This is a genomic window from Janthinobacterium lividum (genome assembly GCF_011601275.1).
GTDB classification, from domain to species: Bacteria; Pseudomonadota; Gammaproteobacteria; order Burkholderiales; family Burkholderiaceae_D; genus Janthinobacterium; species Janthinobacterium lividum_E.
The window spans coordinates 1-20,595 of record NZ_JAAOLY010000035.1; the positions used below are offsets into that span (position 1 = coordinate 1).

The 20,595-nt window shown below is 63.0% G+C and carries 18 protein-coding genes and 1 pseudogene; 11 read left to right on the forward strand and 8 right to left on the reverse strand.

Annotation, left to right across the window (positions count from 1 at the left end):
• On the forward strand, positions 1-197 hold a 197-nt coding region (locus GYK42_RS29145), incomplete at its 5' end, for a hypothetical protein (RefSeq protein WP_205711590.1).
• Between the two features lie 653 nt (positions 198-850).
• Here GYK42_RS29145 and GYK42_RS28120 read toward each other — a convergent pair.
• Positions 851-1,285 carry an RHS repeat-associated core domain-containing protein gene (locus tag GYK42_RS28120; protein ID WP_240943910.1) on the reverse strand — a complete coding sequence of 145 codons (435 nt, stop codon included), beginning with the start codon at positions 1,283-1,285 and terminating at the stop codon, positions 851-853.
• Between GYK42_RS28120 and GYK42_RS29465 the strand changes: the two genes are divergently transcribed.
• On the forward strand, positions 1,175-1,468 hold the full coding sequence (locus GYK42_RS29465; RefSeq protein WP_240943916.1) for a hypothetical protein: 294 nt from the start codon (positions 1,175-1,177) through the stop codon (positions 1,466-1,468). The two genes, GYK42_RS28120 and GYK42_RS29465, sit on opposite strands and share 111 nt — an antisense overlap.
• A gap of 6 nt (positions 1,469-1,474) precedes the next feature.
• On the opposite strand, the gene GYK42_RS28125 is transcribed toward GYK42_RS29465, so the two are convergent.
• The 5 genes and pseudogenes from GYK42_RS28125 to GYK42_RS28145 form a co-directional block, all read right to left on the reverse strand.
• Positions 1,475-2,422, reverse strand: coding sequence for an RHS repeat protein (locus GYK42_RS28125; RefSeq protein WP_166450176.1), 948 nt, complete (start codon positions 2,420-2,422; stop codon positions 1,475-1,477).
• A 64-nt stretch (positions 2,423-2,486) separates the two neighbouring features.
• Positions 2,487-2,804, reverse strand: a pseudogene (locus GYK42_RS28130) (contractile injection system protein, VgrG/Pvc8 family); the annotation flags it as partial.
• Between the two features lie 77 nt (positions 2,805-2,881).
• Positions 2,882-3,922: a type VI secretion system baseplate subunit TssG gene (gene tssG / locus GYK42_RS28135; protein WP_166450177.1), complete on the reverse strand. Its 1,041-nt coding sequence runs from the start codon at positions 3,920-3,922 to the stop codon at positions 2,882-2,884.
• Positions 3,886-5,727 carry a type VI secretion system baseplate subunit TssF gene (tssF, locus tag GYK42_RS28140; protein WP_166450178.1) on the reverse strand — a complete coding sequence of 614 codons (1,842 nt, stop codon included), beginning with the start codon at positions 5,725-5,727 and terminating at the stop codon, positions 3,886-3,888. Before tssF ends, tssG begins: the two co-directional genes overlap by 37 nt.
• A 78-nt stretch (positions 5,728-5,805) precedes the next feature.
• The gene (locus GYK42_RS28145; RefSeq protein WP_092716215.1) at positions 5,806-6,618 is read right to left on the reverse strand and encodes an outer envelope protein; all 813 of its coding nucleotides are present in this window, start codon (positions 6,616-6,618) and stop codon (positions 5,806-5,808) included.
• Between the two features lie 451 nt (positions 6,619-7,069).
• Between GYK42_RS28145 and GYK42_RS28150 the strand changes: the two genes are divergently transcribed.
• From GYK42_RS28150 to GYK42_RS28175, 6 genes are all read left to right on the forward strand, one after another.
• Positions 7,070-8,584, forward strand: a complete 1,515-nt coding sequence (locus tag GYK42_RS28150; protein ID WP_166450179.1) for an ABC transporter ATP-binding protein — start codon at positions 7,070-7,072, stop codon at positions 8,582-8,584.
• Positions 8,577-9,653, forward strand: a complete 1,077-nt coding sequence (locus GYK42_RS28155) for an ABC transporter permease (RefSeq protein WP_166450180.1) — start codon at positions 8,577-8,579, stop codon at positions 9,651-9,653. The genes GYK42_RS28150 and GYK42_RS28155 overlap by 8 nt, the downstream gene beginning before the upstream one ends.
• Positions 9,646-10,575 carry an ABC transporter permease gene (locus tag GYK42_RS28160; protein WP_166450181.1) on the forward strand — a complete coding sequence of 310 codons (930 nt, stop codon included), beginning with the start codon at positions 9,646-9,648 and terminating at the stop codon, positions 10,573-10,575. Before GYK42_RS28155 ends, GYK42_RS28160 begins: the two co-directional genes overlap by 8 nt.
• Before the next feature lie 21 nt (positions 10,576-10,596).
• Positions 10,597-11,673: a BMP family ABC transporter substrate-binding protein gene (locus GYK42_RS28165; protein WP_166450182.1), complete on the forward strand. Its 1,077-nt coding sequence runs from the start codon at positions 10,597-10,599 to the stop codon at positions 11,671-11,673.
• A gap of 116 nt (positions 11,674-11,789) precedes the next feature.
• Entirely contained in the window at positions 11,790-12,626 is an 837-nt protein-coding gene (locus tag GYK42_RS28170) for an HDOD domain-containing protein (protein ID WP_046685360.1), read from the forward strand.
• A gap of 137 nt (positions 12,627-12,763) precedes the next feature.
• Positions 12,764-14,377, forward strand: a complete 1,614-nt coding sequence (locus GYK42_RS28175) for a M28 family peptidase (protein WP_166450183.1) — start codon at positions 12,764-12,766, stop codon at positions 14,375-14,377.
• A 155-nt stretch (positions 14,378-14,532) separates the two neighbouring features.
• Here the strand turns inward: GYK42_RS28175 and GYK42_RS28180 are convergent, their stop codons facing one another.
• On the reverse strand, positions 14,533-15,747 hold the full coding sequence (locus GYK42_RS28180) for an MFS transporter (protein WP_166450184.1): 1,215 nt from the start codon (positions 15,745-15,747) through the stop codon (positions 14,533-14,535).
• Between the two features lie 150 nt (positions 15,748-15,897).
• The gene (locus tag GYK42_RS28185) at positions 15,898-16,896 is read right to left on the reverse strand and encodes an LLM class flavin-dependent oxidoreductase (RefSeq protein WP_166450185.1); all 999 of its coding nucleotides are present in this window, start codon (positions 16,894-16,896) and stop codon (positions 15,898-15,900) included.
• 261 nt (positions 16,897-17,157) lie between these two features.
• Between GYK42_RS28185 and galT the strand changes: the two genes are divergently transcribed.
• The 3 genes from galT to galK are packed head-to-tail and all read left to right on the forward strand — an operon-like array spanning position 17,158 to position 20,428.
• The gene (gene galT, locus GYK42_RS28190; protein WP_166450186.1) at positions 17,158-18,261 is read left to right on the forward strand and encodes a galactose-1-phosphate uridylyltransferase; all 1,104 of its coding nucleotides are present in this window, start codon (positions 17,158-17,160) and stop codon (positions 18,259-18,261) included.
• Complete coding sequence (locus tag GYK42_RS28195; protein ID WP_166450187.1) at positions 18,258-19,364, forward strand: M24 family metallopeptidase; 1,107 nt, start codon at positions 18,258-18,260, stop codon at positions 19,362-19,364. Before galT ends, GYK42_RS28195 begins: the two co-directional genes overlap by 4 nt.
• Positions 19,361-20,428, forward strand: a complete 1,068-nt coding sequence (gene galK, locus GYK42_RS28200; protein WP_166450188.1) for a galactokinase — start codon at positions 19,361-19,363, stop codon at positions 20,426-20,428. The genes GYK42_RS28195 and galK overlap by 4 nt, the downstream gene beginning before the upstream one ends.
• Positions 20,429-20,595 lie beyond the last annotated feature (167 nt).

Sequence of the window (20,595 nt, forward strand, 5' to 3'; positions counted from 1 at the left end):
ATGTAGGGGGAGGTGGTGGAGGGCATTCAAATGGATATTTTTTAACGGGAAATATGTGCTGGCACTGCGTTGACACGTTAAGTATGGTTCAGTGTGATATTCAAGTCAAATCAGCTTTTGATTCTTCAAAAATCAGGGGGTCTTATAGTGCAAGACTGCGGTTGAAGAAGATGTCTTTATGTCATATGATAAATTAATGGATCCCCATTGAAATATGAACTTAATTTCTGATAATCCCACTCCAATTTGTTTTATCTTTGTTATTTTTCCTAATGCTCTCGCAGTCTTTGTTGCCTTTGTGGAGTGTGGTTGGATTTTATTTTTTTCAATGAAATTTATGGTTATTTTTTTTATTATGTTGCAGTTACAATCGATTGAAATGGATTCAATGAAGCATTTTTTATAATTCGCCATTGTTTCAATTCTATATATTGTGCTTTTTTTGTTTTGTATTTAGATGATTTTATAAATTTTCCTTCTTCTGTTTTAAAAAAAATGATTCTTTGTTGGGAATGGAGTTCCCTTCTATTGTTATGGAGCCATCAAGAAAGTTTGTCCTGATATCTATCATTATTTGAGTCCAATATTTGAACCTTGCATAAGATTCATTTTGTCTATCTCTGCTATAAAAATTTGGCGACCACCGCCAGATCCGAATTGTCTATTTCGAAGTGCTCTTCCACTCGCCACGCAGATGGTATTGATAACAGTGTATTGTCGAACTAATGTCCTGGGTGGACGTCCATTCGGATCTGTCAGTGTACTCTGAACTTGAACTAAATCATGAAGCTTTTTATGGTTCCATCCTGCGGCAGCCAATGTTTTTCCGTCGACGAAGTAGCTGGGAATATTATTTCCTTGTGCAGGATGGTAAAGCGCATATATTGTTACCCCCCTTCTGTAATGCCATATTCTTATAGCTATCTACACCTATGTAAGGATGGGTTCCTCGCCACTTCCTGGCTGTGGCTGCGGGATTTTTTCCTGCGCAAGGATTGCAAGAGGAATTTTTTGGACATTTTTTGCTTAATCCTTGAGGGTCTATCCAGAGTATAGGGTTCGGCGCATATTGGTAACTATTAATTCCTCCCAATAACCCTATTGGATCCTGCGTCAAGTATCTTGCAGTGTCGGCGCCATAGTACCGATACCGGTTATAAAGCAGCCCAGTCTCTTGATCCTCATACTGCCCCTGAAACCGCAGCGGCTGTTCGATTTCTCCGTCTACCTGCAGCAAGCGCCCCCAGGCTTTGTAGCGCCCGCTCCATACCACGTTCCCCTGCATATCCGTCAGCTCGCGCGGCGTACCCAGGTGGTCGCAGTGGTAGTGGGTGATACGGTCGTGTGCCGCCGCGTTATCGGCGGCTGTTTGGATACACTGCCATGCCGATACGTGCAGCGCTTCGGTGTCTGCTTGTTCCTGCGCAATCTCCGTTTGCAGTTCGGCATCGTGCCGGATGGCGGGTAAATCCCACTACGCGACGCGTGGCAGGTGGACGGCGCTTGCCTGGCGACAGGCTGGTGAACCGATCCTGGCCAGCGGCACGAAGCTGTCAGGTTCGTACAGGTATGTGACAGTTTCATCTTGCCCAAGTTCCTGTGCCAGCGTGTCGCCGTCCCAGACGAAGAAGGTGGTGCTGGCGCTCGTGTGGGCGGGCTGGTCTTTGGTGATGTCTTGCTGGCTGGTCCAGCGTGCCTCCTCAACGCGTTTGGCGATGCGGCGGCTGAAGGCATCGTAGAAATATTGGGCACGATGGCGCGACTGGCGTTGCGTCCTGGTGGCATGGCTGAGGCGGTTTTCGGCGTCGTAGCGCAGCGCCATATCGCTCCAGGCCGATTCCCGGCCAGGTGGATGGAAGCGCTTGCCGTCGAAACCTGCTTCCGACGCCAGCCAGCCTTCCGCGTGATACGCGAGCCGGTAACTTTCTCCCTTAGCGTTGATCAACTCCGTCAGTTGCAGCGCGCTATCGTAGCGATACTGCAAGGTCTGGCCGATGGCGTTCATGCGCTCCACGGGCAAGCCCTGTCCGTTGTAGCGGTAGCGCGTCTGCTGGCCGGCAGCATCCTCGTGCAAGGCCAGGCTGCCGTCCGCATCGTAGGCGTATTGCTCCCGGGTTTGATCGGGCGCCGTGAGCCGGATCAGCCGGCCCAGCGCGTCATACTCGTAGCGGGTGGCATGGTCCAGCGCATCGCGGGTTGCTTCTAGCCGGCCCAGCGCATCGTATTGGTATTCGCTGGTGTGGCCGGAGCAATCCGTGTAGCTGGTCAGCCAGCCCTCGCGGTTGTATTGAAAATGCTTGCTGCCGCCCCTGGCGTCGGTCAGTTCCACCAGCCGGCCGTGCTGGTCGTAGCGGTAGCGCGTGACGTGGCCCAGCGCATCCGTGATGCTGACGGGGCGGCCTGCCGCATCGTATTCGCGCAAGGTGGTGTTGCCGCAAGTGCAGATGCGACAGCCACGGTTCCAGCACCATTTCATAGAATGCGAAACCACCGTCCGTGCACAGGAAGCGAAACTCGAACACATAGCCATTGAAATAGCGCAAGGTGCCGTCTTTGCGTACCAGTTCGACGGTCACCATCGTGCCCATCACTTTGTCAAGGGCGATGGCGGCGGCGTCGGACAGCACTTCCACGACATAGGAAAAATCGCACGACAGGCTTTCGCTGGCGGCCAGGCTGTTGGCCAGGAACTGGACGTGGGCAGGACTGTCGCCATGCGGAAAGTTCAGGCGCAGCAGGCGCTGGCCCTGCATGTCGCCCACGAGCTGGGCGAATGCCGCTGTCGCATCCGGGAATAGGCTCATCGTGCATCGCTTCACGGTAAGGATTGTTGACTGACTGTAACAATCGTTGCCATCAGTGTTTTGCGCGTCCGCAAGGTTCAATCGTTGAGTGAGGGCATCAGTTGCATTTTGTAATGCATGTCGTCGCGGTGGCGCGGCGTTGCTGGACTACCGAGGAAACTGTTGCAGCCGAGTCCGCATTGTCCCGTGGCGGGCAGGGACAGGCCGTGCACGTCGCTGGCGCACAGCACCAGCACGATGTCGTAGCGTACGAACGGCTGGCCGAAGAGCATGAGCATCTGCCGCAACTGCTCGCTGGCAGGAGCGTGCGGCAGGAAGCTGGCGTGCTGCCTGGCGGTGAGCGGGCCCAGACGCAGGCGCACGGCCAGGTCGGGACGGCGGCAGCGCTCGCCGACGAGGGCGCGCTGGCCCAGCACGGCATTGTCCGCGCCCAGCGCCGTTTGTTCGCGCGGCGCCAGCACGTCCATGGCGCCCGTCGCCTCGTCGATGTGGCAGGGCACGCCGAAGTGGTCGGCGAGGATGCGCGCCATGACGATGGACGAGATGTTGCGTTGCTGGAGCAAGCCACTGTACAGGCCGGCTGCTGCCTCGTCCTGGCCCGGGCGGCATGCGGCCAGGGCGAGCAGGCGCGACAGGAAGTCCCCGCTGTGGCCGGCCTGTTCGATGCGGTATTTTTGCCAGGCCTGGTAAAACAGGGCCACGGTACGGCTGGAAAACAGGTCGAGAAAGGCGCGCGCACTGTTGTCGCGTTCGCTGTGCTGGTGCGCGGCAATACGTTCCGAATAGTGGCTGGGCAAGCTGCCCTGGCAACCCAGCAAGCCCATGAAGGCGGGCGAGAGGTGAATTTGCCGGCCGTGGCCGGACAGCAGTGCTTGCAGCAGGGCATCCGCATCGTCGATGCCGCCGGTCGCGAGTGTCTCAAGCTGGCTGGCGGGAAAGCACAGCGAGACGCTATTGTCGAAGCGCACGATCTTTTCCAGCGCAGTGTCTGCATCGATGCCGTGTTCGGCCAGCCACGCCTGCAACAGGTGCAGGGCCTGAAAGCACTCGAAGCGCTGCGGCGCGTCGAGCAATTGCTGGATTACGCTGGCGTGGCGTCGGCGCTGCGTTCTGGGCATCGGATGAGTTCCTCGCCGCTGCGCTGGGAAAGCAGCGTCAGTTGGCTAAAGCAGTTGAGCTGGCTGTTCAGGCCAAAATAGCGCTGCAGCACCTGGGCAAAAATATAGATGCTGCTGCCTACAAAAGCTTGCTCGTCGATGCCCAGGCGGATGGCGACGCCGGGCATCAGGGTGGGAAACGGCACGGTGGGCATCCACGCACGCGTGCTGCCGTGTTCTAGCGTGACGATGCCCTGGATCAGGCGCTGCGTGGTGGGCGAGCGGGGCCGGTCGTACAGGCTGAGTATTTTCTGGAATTCGCCCAAGCCGGCTTGCGTCAGACTCGAGTAGTTGAGCGACAGGTGCGCAATCAGGCGCCAGTGCGTGTCCACCAGGAAACGCATGCTGGGCGTGGGCTTGCGCAGTAAGCGCGCGGGAATACCGTCGGGCACGTCTTCTGCCAGCAAGTCGCCGCCGGGCAAGCCGTAATGCAACTGCGTGGGCAAGTCGCGGTTACTGCACAGCAACTGTGTCGAGACGGTGGCGCAGGCCGCGCTATCCGGGGAAAACTGCGGGTCGATCAGGCTCAACCGCGTTTCATGGCCAGGGCTGATGGCCGCCACGGCTTCGTCGCGGCGCGCCAGCCAATATTGGCCATGTTCGGTCTGGGCGCCTTGCAGCGAGGCATATAGCGGCAAGAAAGTACTCAGGCGCTCGCCGGCCTCGTCCTTGCGCACCACGGTGACAGACTCAATGCTGTGGATGTCATAAGCAAACGCATGCGTGGCATCGGCCACCAGGGCGTAGTCGGGCTCGGTATGCGTGAGGCGGATCGGCACGCCGGACTTGGCAAACAGGTTGACGACGGGCGTGCAGCCGGGCAGCAGGTTGTCGCGGCTGACGCCGGACAATAGCCGCGCTTCGTGGCTGTCGCTGCGTACGCCCTTGAGCGGCAGGTGCAAGGTGAACTGGCGGCACTGTTTCGGCAGCAAGGGGACCAGCAACGACCAGGCGATATCGATGAAATGGAATTTTTCCGGAAACGCGAAATACTCGGTCAGCAGGCGCAGGGCCGGATGCGAACGGGCAGAAATGGGGATCAGCGCGTCGTCATCCGCATAGCCGGCCGGCGCCAGCAAGCTGCCATCGATGGCCATCCATGGGCTGTGGTCGTCCAGCGCCACGTACGCGCCCGCGCCGCGCAGGAACAGGGCATCGAGCAGGGCCGCGCGCACGGACGGTTCGCCATCGGCAAACAGGCGCAGGCTGGTAAAACCCGTTTGGTCCAGATGGTACTGATCGCTGCCGCTGGTGAACTGAATGCTGAGCAGGGCGCTGGCGCCGGCGGGCAGGCGCATGCCGGGCGGCGCGTCGATGATCGGCGAGAAATGCAGGCGAGAAATGGCCAGCGGCGCCAGGGTCACGTCATACGCGCTGGTGAATTTGCAGGCCACGCCCTGCACCGGCTGCGAGCGCAGCACCGTGCCGCGCGCAATATGCACCACCTGGGCCAGCTGGCTGCCGCCCGGCGCTTCGTCGGCGGCGATGCGCACGATGGAGCACGAGGGAAACGGCCGCAGGTAGTGCGGGTACAGGGTTTCGAGCAGGGAATGGGTAAATTGCGGATAGGCGTCGTCGAGGCGCTTGGCGACCCTGGCCGTGAGCAGGGCGACGGACTGGATCAGGCGCTCGACGTGCGGGTCTTCGCACGTCTCGCCAGCGATCAGCAGGCGCCCGGCCGCCTTCGGATAGCGGCTGGAAAACTCGCGCGTGTACTGGCGGAACAGGCCCAGCTCGCGCTCGTAATACGGTAGTAGTTGTTCCACGGTCGCGCTCTCCGCCAGCAGGAAAGCTTCATGCTGGCATCAGGCGTGACCGTGAGTGTTGACATGAAACAATGAATTTTAGAAATGGTACTCCGCGCGTATCATCGGCGTCTTCGCCGTCTGTCCCACATTGCCCGTGGTGGCGGGCGAGTTGCCGAACTTGTTCTTCCAGTATTGGTATTCCAGGCCCACTCGGAAGGTGTTCTTGGCGCTGCCCAGTGCCGCGCCCACGTCGAACATCACTTGCATGTCGATGTTCGTTTCCACCGCCGTGTCGCGGCCCACTTCATCCTTGCCTTTTGAATCGATGAGGTTAAAGAAACCTTCGAACGAAAACAGCGGCGACAGGGGGATACCCCAGGCGCCTGTCAGCATGGCGTGCGTCTTATACGTGTAGCGGCCCGTCACTTGCGAGATGGGCGGGAAGGCGCCGCTGGGGGCATTGCTTTCGCGCAGCAACAGCAGGCTGGTGTTGAAGAATCCGGGCACGTCCCACATCAGCGTGGGACCGGCCACCAGCATGCGCTTGCGCGAGTTGTAGCCGACGTCGTTTTTCGTGTTGACGTCAAAGCCCAGGGTCACGCCGACGCCGCGCACGGGGCCGAACTTGATGTCGCTGCCGCGCACCTTGCCGATGTCGATGGTGTTGCGGTAGACCAGGTAAGCCTCTTGCGCGCCGGACGTCTTGCCGAGCGCGCCGGGGTCCTTGCTGTCGGACATGAGGAAATCGAGGTTGACGAAATTGCTGCCGTATTTGTAGCCGCTGGCGTGCGTGATGGCGAAGATGTTCTTCTTGATGTCGTCCGGATTGAACGGCTCGCGGTAATCATTGCCGGCGCGCCAGCTCAGCGCGGTATCGCTCCATTCTGCAGCCTGGGCGGTGGCCCCCACGCCGAAGGTGGTGGTGAGGCAGAGCAACAGACACGGTATGGTTTTTGGCACTTTCGGCTCCTGGTGGCGGTGTGGGAAAACGGGAACGGGGATGGCAGGGCGCAGGGGGTAGCCTACTTGAGCGCATGAAGCGCCGCGATGGGCAACGCGCGCCGTTCAATCCATGATGCGAGAAGCGCCGCGCTGGACGATATGTCTTATCTGCATACTGACTATCAGTTCTTGCATATAATCATCGCACCTTCCCGCCCTTGCGGGGCAAGGCGGCTGCTGCAAAGCTGATAATTTTTTTCAAAATTGTATACAGGTGTTGTTTTTTTGCGGAAATAGAAATGCGCGCCGCCACGCCCGCCCCCAAGCGCCTCGGATGCCGATACGATAGAGACAACAGCTTGATTTTTTTCACCGGCGCGACACGCCGGCTACCCCGCAGCGAGGCACGAAAAAAACAATGACGGCACGCCTGGAACTCTTCGATATCAGCAAGCGCTATCCGGCCGTGGTGGCCAATGACGGCATCTGTCTCACCGTCGCGCCCGGGCAGATCCACGCCGTGCTCGGCGAAAACGGCGCCGGCAAATCGACCCTGATGAAAATCATCTACGGCGCCGTGCAGCCCGATGCCGGCCGCATCGTGTGGAATGGCCGCGAAGTCGAGATCGCCAACCCGTCGGCCGCGCGCGCACTGGGCATCGCCATGGTGTTCCAGCACTTTTCCCTGTTCGACACCTTGACGGTCACGGAAAACATCGCCCTCGGTTTGCCTGCCGGCACCAACATGGCGGAACTGGCGCAGCGCATCGAGGCGACGGCGCGCCAGTACGGCCTGGACCTGGAACCGCAGCGCCACGTGCACACTTTGTCCGTGGGGGAATGCCAGCGCGTTGAAATTGTGCGCGCCTTGCTGGCCAAGCCGCAACTGCTGATCCTCGACGAGCCGACTTCCGTACTGACGCCGGGCGCCGTGGAAAAACTCTTTATGACATTGCGCCAGCTGGCGGCCGAAGGCTGCAGCATCCTGTACATCAGCCACAAGCTCGACGAGATCCGCGCCCTGTGCCATACCTGCACGGTGGTGCGTGCCGGCAAGAATGCGGGCGTGTGCGACCCCGCGCAGGAATCGGCGGCCAGTCTGTCGCGTATGATGATCGGCGCCGAGCCGCCCGCCGTCACGCGCGTGGCGCGCACGCCGGGCGCCGCCATGCTGAGCGTGCGGCAGCTGGATCTGCCGAAGAGCCATCCGTTCGCCACGCAGTTGACGAATATTAATTTTGACGTGCGCGCGGGCGAGATCGTCGGCATCGCCGGCGTGTCCGGCAATGGCCAGCAGGAATTGCTGGCCGCCCTGTCGGGCGAGGACCTGCGCGCGGCCCCCGCCAGCATCGTGCTGAATGGCACGCCAGCCGGGCGTCTGTCGCCGGGCCGCCGCCGCGCCCTGGGCTTCGGCTTCGTGCCGGAAGAACGGCTGGGACGCGGCGCCGTGCCCGACATGGGCTTGGCGGACAACGTGCTGCTGAGCTTGCAGACACCGGCCACCATCCGCCACGGCTTTGTGCGCCAGGGCGTCATCGCGCAGCGCGCGGCCGCCATCATCGTCCGCTTCCAGGTGAAGGCGGGCGGGCCGCAGGCGCTGGCGCGCAGCCTGTCGGGCGGCAACTTGCAGAAATACATAGTCGGCCGCGAAGTCATGCGCGAACCCACGGTGCTGGTCGTGGCGCAGCCGACCTGGGGCGTGGACGTGGGCGCGGCCGCGCAAATCCGCGCCGAGTTGCTGGCGCTGCGCGACGCCGGTTGCGCGCTGCTGGTCGTGTCGGAGGAACTCGATGAATTGTTCGAGATCAGCGACCGCTTGCTGGTGATGGCGAAGGGAAAAATCTCGCCGTCGCTCGACGTGGGCGACGCGAGCGTGGCCCAGGTGGGTCAATGGATGAGCGGGCTGTGGCCGCAGGAGGCAGTCCATGGCTAAGTTTGCCTTGCGCCTGGAAGCCCGGCCCGCGCCATCGCGTCTGATGTCGTGGCTGTCGCCCGTGCTGGCCGTGCTGCTCACCGTGCTGTGCGGCGCGCTGTTGTTTATTGCGCTGGGCCACGATCCGCTGGCCGGCCTGGCCGTCTTCTTTGTCGAACCCTTGCGCGACACGCACGGCTGGTCCGAGCTGGGCATTAAAGTCGCCCCTTTGCTGCTGATCGCCGTCGGCCTGGCCATCTGCTTTCGCGCCAACATCTATAACATCGGCGCGGAAGGACAGCTGACCCTGGGCGCCATCTGCGGCGGCGCGGCGGCCCTGTACCTCGACGATGGTGTCGGCGGCGCGGCCATCATCGGCGTGTCCCTGCTGGCGGGCATGGCGGGCGGCATGGCGTGGGCGGGCCTGGTGGCGTGGCTGCGCGACCGCTACAACGCCAGCGAAATCCTCGTCTCGCTGATGCTCGTCTACATCGCGCAATTGCTGCTCAGCTATCTCGTGTATGGCGTGCTGCGCGATCCGGAGGGATTCAACTTCCCGCAATCGAAACTGCTGTCCGACGGCTTGCTGTTGCCGATGGTGATCAGCGACACACGCTTGCACGTGGGCATCGTCTTCGCCTTGCTGGCCTCGCTGGGCGGCTGGCTGTACCTGTCCAGAAGCATTGCCGGCTTCCGCCTGCGCGTGGGCGGCATGGCGCCCGCCGCCGCCCGCTATGCGGGATTTTCCTCGCGCAAGACCTTGTGGTCGTCCTTGCTGATCTGCGGCGCCCTGTCGGGCCTGGCGGGCGCCTGCGAAGTGCTGGGACCGATGGGCCAGTTGACGCCCACGGTCTCGCCCGGCTACGGCTTTGCCGCCATCATCGTCGCCTTCGTCGGGCGCCTGCATCCCGTGGGCGTGATTTTTTCCAGCTTTGTCATGGCCCTGTTTTATATCGGCGGCGAACTGGCGCAGTCGCGCCTGGGCTTGCCCAGTGCCATTACGGGCGTATTCCAGGGCATCTTGCTGTTCGCCTTGCTCGCTTGCGACGTGCTGATCCAATACAAACTGCGCTGGAGAAAACATGGATAACCTGGTCCTCACCATCGCGCCCTTGATCGCGGCCAGCATCAATGCGGGCACGCCGCTGATGCTGGCCGCGCTGGGGCTGCTCGTCAATGAAAAGGCGGGCGTGGTGAACCTGGGCGCGGAAGGCATGATGCTGGTCTCGGCCATCACGGGCTTTGCCGTGGCTGTCAACACGGGCAGTCCCACCCTGGGCTTTCTGGCGGGGGCGGGCGCCAGCATGGTGCTGTCCGGTTTCTTTGCCTGGCTGACCGTGTGGCTGGGCACGAACCAGTATGCGACGGGCCTGGCTTTGTCGCTGTTCGGCGCGGGCGCGTCCACGTATATCGGCTTGAAGTACGTGGGCAACAGCTTGCAGAACGGCCGCTTCGGCATCCCTGTATTGGAAGATATTCCCGTGCTGGGGCCAGCCCTGTTTCGCCAGCATCCGATGGTGTATCTGTCGCTGCTGCTGTGCCTGGCCATCGCCTGGTTCTTGTACCGCACGCGGGCGGGACTCGTGCTGCGCGCTGTGGGCGAGTCGCCCGCTTCGGCGCATGCGCTCGGCTACCCGGTGCGCCGCATCCGCCTGGCGGCCGTGCTGTTCGGCGGCGCCTGCTGCGGCTTGGCCGGCGCGTTCCTGTCATTGGTCTATACGCCGCTGTGGGTCGAGGGCATGGTGGCGGGACGGGGCTGGATCGCGCTGGCGCTGACCACGTTTGCCACCTGGCGCCCGGCGCGCGTGGTGGGCGGCGCCTATCTGTTCGGCGGCATCACGATTCTGACGTTCCACGCACAGGCGCTGGGCGTGCCGATCGCGTCGCAACTGCTGTCGATGCTGCCCTACGTGGCGGCCATCGTCGTGCTGGTTTTGATCTCCAGCAATGCCAATTACATCAAGCTCAACATGCCCGCTTCGCTGGGCAAGAATTTCAATCCCGGAAATTAATCACTGACCACAAGGAAAACCATGTCCAAGAAACTGTTGTGCGCCGCCGTTTGCAGTGCTGTTTTGATGCCCGCCATGGCCGCCGCGCCCGCCACTGCTCCATTGAATGTCGGTTTTGTTTACATCAGCCCCATCGGCGACGCGGGCTGGACCACCCAGCATGACCAAGCCCGCAAGGAAATGGAAAAGGCACTGGGTAACAAGATCACTACCAAGTATGTGGAAAACGTGCCGGAAAGCGCCGATGCGGAACGGGTGATCCGCGACCTGGCGCAAACGGGCAGCAAGCTGGTCATAACGACCTCGTTCGGCTACATGAATCCCACCTTGAAAGTGGCGAAACAATTTCCGAATGTGAAGTTCATTCATTTGACAGGCTACAAGACGGCCGTCAACGTGGCCAACACGAATGCCCGTTTCTACGAAGGCCGCTACCTGGCCGGCGTACTGGCGGGCAAGATGAGCAAGACCCACGTGGCCGGTTATGTGGCGGCATTCCCCATCCCGGAAGTGTTGCAGGGCGTGAACGCCTTTACGCGCGGCATGCGCAGCGTCGACCCCAAGGCGGAAGTGAAAGTGGTGTGGGTCAATAGCTGGTTCGACCCGGGCAAGGAGCGCGATGCGGCCATTACCCTGATCGGCCAGGGCGCCGACGTGGTCACCCATCACACCGACTCGACCGCCGTGGTGCAGGCGGCGGAAGAGAAGGGCAAGTATGCGATCGCCTACCACTCGGACATGAAAAAGTACGGGCCGAAAGCGCAGCTGGCCGCCGTCACCCACCATTGGGGCGACTACTACACGAAGCAGGCGCAGGCCGTGCTGGACGGCACGTGGAAGTCCAGCAGCACCTGGGGCGGCATCAAGGATGGCATGGTCAAATTGGAAGGCATCAACGCCGCCGTGCCCGCCGACGTGAAACAGTTTGTATTGGCGCGCGAGAAAGACTTGGTAGCTGGCAAGCTCAATCCCTTCAGCGCGCCGATCAAGGATAACGATGGCAAGGTGCGCCTGGACAAAGGCGTGCTGGACGATGCGGCCTTGACAAAGATGGATTATTTTGTCGAAGGCGTGGCCGGTAAAGTTTCCGGAAAGTAATAGGTTTGAGTGTAAACTTGCTGTAATATTGCCGGAAACGGGAGCCGGGCCGGGAGCGCATTCCCGGCCCATCCAACACAGCAGAGCCTGAACAGGCCCGTACCGGAGATCGACCCATGGACAGACTGGAAGTATTCAAGATTATCGCGCTGCAAGCGAGCAAGGGCGAGCTGACGTTCCCCGCCAACGTCAAGGCCACCTTGAAGCTGCAGGAAGCGCTGGACGACCCCGATTGCCATATCGAAGCGGCCGCCCGCATGGTCATGGCCGAGCCGCTGCTGTCGGCCAGGGTCGTGGCCTTGGCCAACTCGGCTGCCTACAACCGTTCCGGCAATGAAATCGCCAATGTGCGCGCAGCCGTCTCGCGCCTGGGCTTTGCCACCTTGAAATCGATGGTGGCGTCCGTCATCGTGCGCCAGCTGGGCAGCCAGATCACGGACCCGCAATTGCGCGCCAAGGCGGCCAAGTTGTGGGAGCATACGGCTCACGTAGCCGCGCTGAGCCAGGTGATCGCGCGCAAAGTCACGCACGTGGACGTGGAAACGGCCATGTTTGCCGCCATCGTGCACGAAGTGGGCGGCTTTTATTTGCTGTCGCGCGCCGAGGAATATCCGGGTTTGCTCGACGATAATACCGAAGACTGGATCGAATACGGCGAAAAGCTGATCGGCCGGGGCGTGCTGCGCCAGCTGCAAGTTCCCGACATGGTCTTGCAGGCTGTCGAAGGCATGTGGCATGGCGGCAGTACGTTCCCGCCCCGTACCTTGGGCGCGACCCTGGTGCTGGCCAACGATCTGTCGCCCATCGGTTCGCCCCTGCACCCGCCGGAAAGCGCCGCGCGGCGCCAGGCGGCGGCGAAGATCGATTTCGGCATCGGTGGCAGCACCCTGCACACCATCCTCGAGGAATCGGCGGAAGAGATCGAATCCCTGGCGGCGGCCTTGCTGGTCTGAACGTTTCCTCTGCAAAATCCCCGCCCTTGCCGCGGGGATTTTTTTCGTCCGTATTTTGATGCGCCTTTCCCCATGGCATACAATCGCCGGCCCGGCTATCCGCCGGACCGCTTTCCTCCTCTTACCCAAAGGATATTATGCAGAAGCTGTTTTCTTCCCTTGCCTTGACTGCGCTGGCGTTTTCCGCCCAGGCCGCGACCGGTTTGCCCGTGGTGCAGGAAGCGCCCTTGCGCGCCCACCTGGCCTTCCTGTCCAACGATTTGCTGGAAGGCCGGGGCACGGGCCAACGGGGCGCCGACCTGACGGTGGCGTATCTGGAAACGCAGGCGCAGATGGCTGGCTTGAAACCCGTGCGCGGCAACAGCTACCGCCAGAGCGTGCAGATCGCCGGCGTGAAATCCTTGCCGCAAGAGAGCAGCCTGCAGGCGGTGGCGGGCGGCAAGACCGTGCCGCTGGCCTTCGGTCCGGACTGGGTGTGGGCCACGGGCGACTCCGTTGCCGCACATACCTTCGATGCACCACTCGTCTTCGTCGGCTACGGCATCACGGCACCGGAAGAGGGCTGGAACGATTTCAAGGGTGCCGATGTCAAAAACAAGATCGTCGTCATGATGGTCAACGACCCGCAACCGACCGCTGCCGAACCCAACCGTTTCGCCGGCAAGGCGCTCACCTATTACGGTCGCTGGACCTACAAATTCGAGGAAGCCAAGCGCCAGGGCGCCGCTGGCGTATTGCTGATTCATACGAAACCATCGGCCTCGTACGACTGGAGCGTGGTGCAGAACAGCTGGAGTGGCAGCGAGCGTTTTCAGTTGGCTGACCGCGCTGCCGGCACGCCGCTGCAAGGCTGGATCGCGGAAGACGCGGCGCGCCGCCTGTTTGCGGCCGGCGGGCAGGACCTGGACGCCTTGCGCGCCCAGGCGGAAAGCAAGGACTTCAAGGCCGTCGCATTGAATGCCAAGTTGTCGGGTGACATGAAGTCCATCGTGCGCAAGGTGGAGCAATTCAATATCGCCGGCATGGTGCCGGGCACCGACCCGGCACTGAAAGAGGAAGCCGTCATCTACAGCGGCCACTGGGACCACCTGGGCAAACAAGGTGATACTGGAGATACGATCTATAACGGCGCCGTCGACAATGCCTCGGGCACGGCCGGCCTGCTGGCCATGGCGCAGGAAGCCGTGAAAAAACCTGCGAAGCGCACGCAGATCTTCCTGTGGGTGGCGGCCGAGGAACAGGGCTTGCTGGGCAGCGCCGCGTATGCGGCCGACCCACTGTGGCCCTTGAACAAGACGGCCGCCGCGCTGAACCTCGATAGTTTGAACTTTGTCGGCGCCACGCACGACATCGGCGCGCAGGGCAGCGAGCGCACGGAGCTGGGCGCCATGGCGGCGGCGACCGCCAAAGCCATGGGCATGCATATCGCCCAAGCGCGTCCCGACCTGGCCGGCGGCTATTTCCGCAGCGACCATTTCAGCTTTGCCAAGGCGGGCGTGCCCGCGTTTTCCATCAATGGCGGACGCGAGTACATCAAGGACGCGGCAGCGTCGAAAGCCAAGGCGGCTGCGTACGGCCCCCGCTACCATCAAGTCAGCGATGAGTACGATCCTAGCTGGGATTTGTCGGGCATGACGCAGCAGGCGCAGTTCACCCTGAACCTGGGACAGGCCGTGGCCAACGCCGCGAAGATGCCGGCCTGGAAGGCTGGCGATGCGTTTGGCAAGGCGCGCGAACAAGCGGCAAAGTAAGGCGTGGTTCGTGGCGCGGCAGTGTCGGCTTACGCGCTGGCGCGCTAACCCGACCTACGCACTTGCTCCAAGCGAACAGGCGTAGGTCGGATTAGCGCGGCGAGGCCGCGCGTAATCCGACAACATTGTTGGCGCCGCAGCCCCGCAGTGCCGGATCAAGCCGTCCGTTCCAGCCTGCGCTGCGTATGCCGGTACTTGCTCCACACGATCAGCATCAGCAGCGGCATGGCGCCACCCACCATGCACAGGGCGGGCCAGCCGCCGGCGGCAAAGCTGGCGCTGGCCAGGGCCGAGCCTGCCGATGCGCCGATGAAGCCGCCCGCGATGAAGACGGTGGTGACCCTTGCGCGCGCATGCGGCGCCAGTTTATAGATGATGGACTGGTGCGTCACTTGCAAGCCCATCACGCCCATGTCCAGCAGGACGATGCCGATCAGCAGCAGCACTAGCGAATGGGCCCCAAAGCCGATCAGGGCCCAGCCCGCAATCGAGGCCACGGCCAGCAACCAGGTGGCCTGGCGCGCGTAGCCGCGGTCGGCCATGCGGCCGGCCGTGTTGGCGGCAAACGCGCCCGTGGCGCCGGCCAGGCCGAACAGACCAATCTGCATTTCCGAGTAGTGGTAGGGCGCGCCGCTGAGCAAGAAGGTCAGCCCCGTCCAGAATACGCTGAAGGTGCCCAGGCCCAAGCCCGAGAACAGGGCGCGCTGGCGCAGCAACGGTTCCTGGCGGATGATGTCGGCCAAGGAGGCCAGCAATTTTCCGTATTGCAGCTTGCCACGCGGCGCCTCGTTCGGCAGGATGCGGCGCAGCATGACGAGCAGGGCCGCGACGACGATGGCGGCCAGCACGTAGACGGTGCGCCAGCCGCCGCTGATCTGCGACACGGTACCGGAGACGGTGCGCGCCAGCAAGATGCCCAGCAACAAGCCTGTCATGACGGTGCCCACCATGCGGCCCCGGCTGTGGTCGGGCGCATACGAGGCCACCATGGCCGTGACCACCATCAGGGCGCTGGAGGTGATGCCCATCAAGACGCTGGCGATGGCAAAGATCGCGATGTTCTGGCTGGTGGCGGCCAGCAGCAGGGCGGCTATCTTGGCAATCAGCATCCATGTCAGCAGCTGGCGGCGGTTCAGCACGTCACTGAGCGGCACGAGGAACACGATGCCCAGCACATAGCCGATCTGCGTGGCCGTGACCAGGTAGCCCGCTTGCGGCACGCTGACGCCAAACGAGGCGGCCAGCATGGAGGTGAGCGGCTGCACATAATAGAGGCTGGCGACGAGCACGCCGGCGGACAGGGCGAACAACAGGATGCGGGTCGACGTCAGCAGGGCGCTGGCGTCTACGGTGGAAGGTGCGGATTTCATGCGGTTACAACTTTCTTCGAGTGATGCTTTTGGATGAGCATGATAGCGGGGCTGCGCTTTTCTTGCCGGGCAAGCAAAAAAATCCCGGCGATCGTTGCCGACGGCCGGGAAAAGGGTATAGGGAAATATACCGAGGGAGAGAGTTAAAACTTACTGCGCACTTGCCAGCTCTGCATGCACCTGCGCCGTGATTTCATACGAGCGCAGGCGGTGCTGGTGCTCGAAGATCTGCGAGGTGATCATCAGCTCGTCGGCGCCCGTTTCGGCGATGAAGGCGGCCATCTTCGCCTTGATGGTGTCCGGCGCGCCGATGGCCGTGCACGACAGGACGGAGTCGAGCATGGCGCGTTCCTGCGGGCCCAATTGCTCCAGGTAGCCAGGCACGGGCGGCTGCAGGCGCGACGGGCGTCCCGTGCGCAAATTGACGAACGCCTGCTGCATCGACGTGGCGCGCAGGTGCGCTTCCGCATCCGTATCGGCGGCAAAGACGTTAAAGCCCAGCATCACGTACGGTTTGGCCAATTGTTTTGACGGCTTGAAATGTTCGCGGTAATACGCCACGGCTTGCATCATCATTTGCGGCGCGAAGTGCGAGGCGAATGCATACGGCAAGCCCAGGTGGGCGGCCAACTGGGCGCCGAACAGGCTCGACCCCAGTATCCACACGGGCACTTTCGCGCCCTTGCCGGGTACGGCCAGCACGCGCTGGCGCGGCTCATCGGACATATAGTCGATCAATTCCAGCACGTCTTGCGGGAACTGTTCCGCATCGGACTGCAAGTCGCGGCGCAGGGCGCGCGCCGTCGTCTGGTCGGAGCCGGGCGCGCGGCCCAGGCCCAGGTCGATGCGGCCCGGATGCAGCGCTTCCAGGGTGCCGAACTGTTCCGCGATGACGAGAGGCGAGTGGTTCGGCAGCATCACGCCGCCCGCACCCACGCGGATGGTTGTCGTGCCGGCCGCCACATGGGCGATCACGACGGCCGTGGCGGCGCTGGCAATGCCGGGCATGCCGTGGTGTTCGGCCAGCCAGTAGCGGTTGTAGCCCCAGCGTTCGCCATGCTGCGCCAGGTCGAGCGTGTTCTTGAACGACTGGCTGGCGTCGCTGCCTTCGGCGATGGGGGCCAGGTCGAGTATGGAAAATGGAATCATGGTAGCGATATCGGGACGTGGTGGAAAATCACAATGGACGATTTGTCTATCCCCTGACGACAATAGGGTCGGCCTTGAAAGCGGCAGGGATGACAGGCTGTGCACATGATAATGCGAATCGGGAATTTGCGTACTGATCGGTAAAAAACTCGTGCCGATTGGAGATCGGTGCTGCTTGAACTGGCGGAATCGCCGCAAACTCTGGAACTTTCCTTGCCAGCCCCAGTCTTAAGAATTCGTGTCTTAAGATTGTGAAACATCATGTACTGCAAGCAACTCGTCAAGCCCGACGGGCGCCAGCTGACCCTCTACAGCCGGCGTCCCATCGTCGTCGCTGGCGTTGCGCCGAGTCCTTTCCCCCTGCCGCAGGAAGCCAATCCGCACTTGCGCTGGCATCCCTTGCGCGGCGAGTGGGTCGCGTATGCGGCTTACCGCCAGGGCCGCACCTTCCTCCCTCCGGTGGAGTACAACCCGTTGGCTCCCACGCGCGATCCCGCGCATCCGACGGAACTGCCTGCCGGCGACTACGATATCGCCGTCTTCGACAACCGCTTTCCCACCCTGGCGCCGGACGCCCACGATCCGCCCGACCTGACGGTGGCCACGGCGCCCGCCAGCGGCCATTGCGAAGTGGTGGTGTTCGCCCAGGATGCCGGCGCCTCGCTGGGCACCTTGCCAGTGAGTCACATCGTCTTGCTGCTGCAAGCGTGGGCCGAGCGCACGCAGGAGCTGGCCAGCCGCCCCGGCATCGCCTACGTGCTGCCGTTCGAAAACCGTGGCGCGGAAGTGGGCGTGACCCTGCACCATCCGCATGGCCAGATCTACGCCTATCCCTTCATCCCCCCTGTGCCGGCGCGCATGCTGGAGCAGGAGCGCATGTATTTTGCCGAGCATGGCCAGGCCCTGCTGGTGGACATGGCGCGGCGCGAAGCTGATGGCGGTGAGCGCCTGCTGTACCTGGGACCGGAAGCCATCGCTTTTGTTCCCGCCTGCGCCCGCTACCCGTATGAGGCGTGGGTGATGCCGCGGCGGCAGACGGACAGTTTTGCGGCCTTGTCGGTGGAGCAGCGCGATGACCTGGCACGCGCCCTGAAAACCGTCTTGCTGAAATACGACGGCTTGTGGCAGCGCGAGATGCCTTATCTGATGGCCTGGTACCAGGCGCCGACAGACGGCCGCGCGCATCCGGAAACGCAGTTGCACGCACAGTTCTATCCGCCGTACCGCACGCGCGAACGGCTCAAATACCTGGCCGGCACCGAGCTGGGCGCCGGCATGTACGCCATGGATGCCTTGCCCGAGGAATCGGCGCGGCAGTTGCAGCAAGTGCGCGTGGCATGGAATATGGCAGAGGAAATCGCATGAATTGGAATGTCGAACTGGAAATTGCCCATAAACTGGCGCAGATGCGCGGCTGGCTGGAACAGGAAAGGGCTGGTGCCGTGCGCCTGCGCGGCGTGGACTGGTTCGCCTGGGCCACGGCGGGCGCGTCCTGCAGCCCCAGCCAGTGGGCCGAGTGCGGCTGCGCCGAGGTGCTCGTCACGCGCGACGCGGCCTACATCCTGACGGATGCTGCCGAGGCGCAGCGGCTGCGCCACGAAGAAGTGCGCGGCAGCTGGACTTGGCAAGTGACGCCGTGGATGCAGCCCCGGCTGGCCGAATTGCGCGAGCATTTCGTGCAGCATGCGGCGGGAGGGCGGCCCGTGCTGTGCGACCGGCCGGGCCTGCATGAACGCAGCCTGCCCGCCACCCTGCGCGAGGAGCGCCTGCCCTTGCTGGCGCCGGAACAGGCGCGCTACCGCGAATTGGGACGCTTGGCCGCTGCGGCCGCCAGCGAAGCGCCGCGCGCCGCGCGTCCCGACTGGAGCGAGCAGGATCTGGCCGGCGCCTGCGCCCGCGCCCTGTGGTCGCGCGGCCTGCACGCCGTGTACGTGCTGGCGGCGGGCGCCGAACGCTTCGAGCGCTACCGGCGCGCGCCGCCGGCCGCGTCGCCGCTGGGCGAGCGGGCCGTGCTGGCGCTGTGCGCGCAAGCTTACGGCCTGTGCGCCAGCCTGAGCCGCCAGCGCCGCTTCCGTCCCGCGCGCGAGGGCTTGGGCGAAGCGGACGCGGCCATCCTGGCGCTGGAAGCGGTGGCGCTCGATGCCTGCGCGGTGGGGCATGCGCTGAGCATGGTGTATCACGCGCTCGACAGCGCCTATGCGTATGCGGGCCAGCCCGATACGGTGCAGCAATTCCGGCAGGGCGGCATCGCCGGCTACCGCTCGCCCGAAGTGGCGGCCGGCGCGCACACGGAAATCGCCCTGAAGGACGGCATGGCCCTGGCCTTCCATCCCAGCTTGCCCGGCAGCATGGTGGAAGATACTTTCGTGCTCAGCGGCGGGCGCCTGCACAACCTGACCTGCGACCCGGATTGGCCTGCGGCAACGGTGCAGGGACGGCTGCGGCCGCTGACCCTGGAGTTGCCATGATCACCCCCGACGCGTATTTCGGCGCCGTCCCCGTGGTGGCGGCGTCGGCGCCGGGCAGGGTCAACCTGCTGGGCGAGCATACGGACTACAACGATGGCTACATGCTGCCGTGCGCCACGCCGCAGCGCACGCGCGTGATGCTGGCGCTGGCCACCGACGGCCACCATCAGTTCTATTCGGCGACCCTTGACGAACTCGTGCGTTTCGAGCGCCAGTGCGCTGCGCCGCCCGGTTTCGGCCGCTACCTGGAAGGCTGCATCCGCCTGCTCGAGGAGCGCGGCGTGGCCGTGCCGGCCGTGCGCGCTCATATCGATTCGGACGTGCCGCCGGGCGCCGGTCTGTCGAGCAGCGCGGCGCTGGAAATCGCCATGCTGCGCGCGCTGCGCCAGCTGCTGGGGCTGCAGATTGACGACGTGTCGCTGGCGCTGATGGGGCAGCAGGCGGAAATCCGCTACGCGCAAGTCAATTGCGGCGTGATGGATCAGATGGCGTCCAGCCTGGCCGACGAGCGCCACATGCTGCTGCTCGATGCGCGCACCCTGCGCCATGAATTGCTGGCGTTGCCGCACGACAGCGAGGTGCTGGTGATCGACAGCGGCGTGCCGCGCACCCTGGCCGGCAGCGCGTATAACGTGCGGCGCGCCGAGTGCGAACAGGCGGCGCGCCTGCTGGGTGTGGCGGCGTTGCGCGACGTGCGCGAGCCTTCCTTGGTGGAAGGCTTGCCCGAGCCGTACCGCCGCCGCGCGCGCCACGTGGTCAGCGAAAACCTGCGCGTGCTGCAAGCGTGCGGCCAGCATGGTCCCGTGCTGTTTGGGCAGTTGATGACGCAGTCGCACGCCAGCCTGCGCGACGACTACGAAGTATCGCTGCCGGTGCTCGATACCTTGGTGGCGCTGCTGTCTGCGCAGTCCGCCGTGTACGGCGCGCGCCTGACGGGCGCCGGTTTTGGCGGCGCCTGCGTGGCTCTGTGCCGCAAGCAGTGCGCGGCCAGCACGGGGCGCACGGTGGTGCAGCGCTTTAACGCGGAAGGACACAGCGCACGCATGGTGGTTCCCCTGAATTGAGCGTGGCTTGATCTGGCTCATGCGTGAAAAAGCAAGCCTCTTTCTTTGGAACTTGCTAAGTGCCGCATGCCTCCAACAGGCATGCTCAATGACCACCTCTCCCCACCCGATACGAATGATGCACAGGCCGGTACAGCCCTGCCTGGCGAGGGCGGTTTCGCGTATCC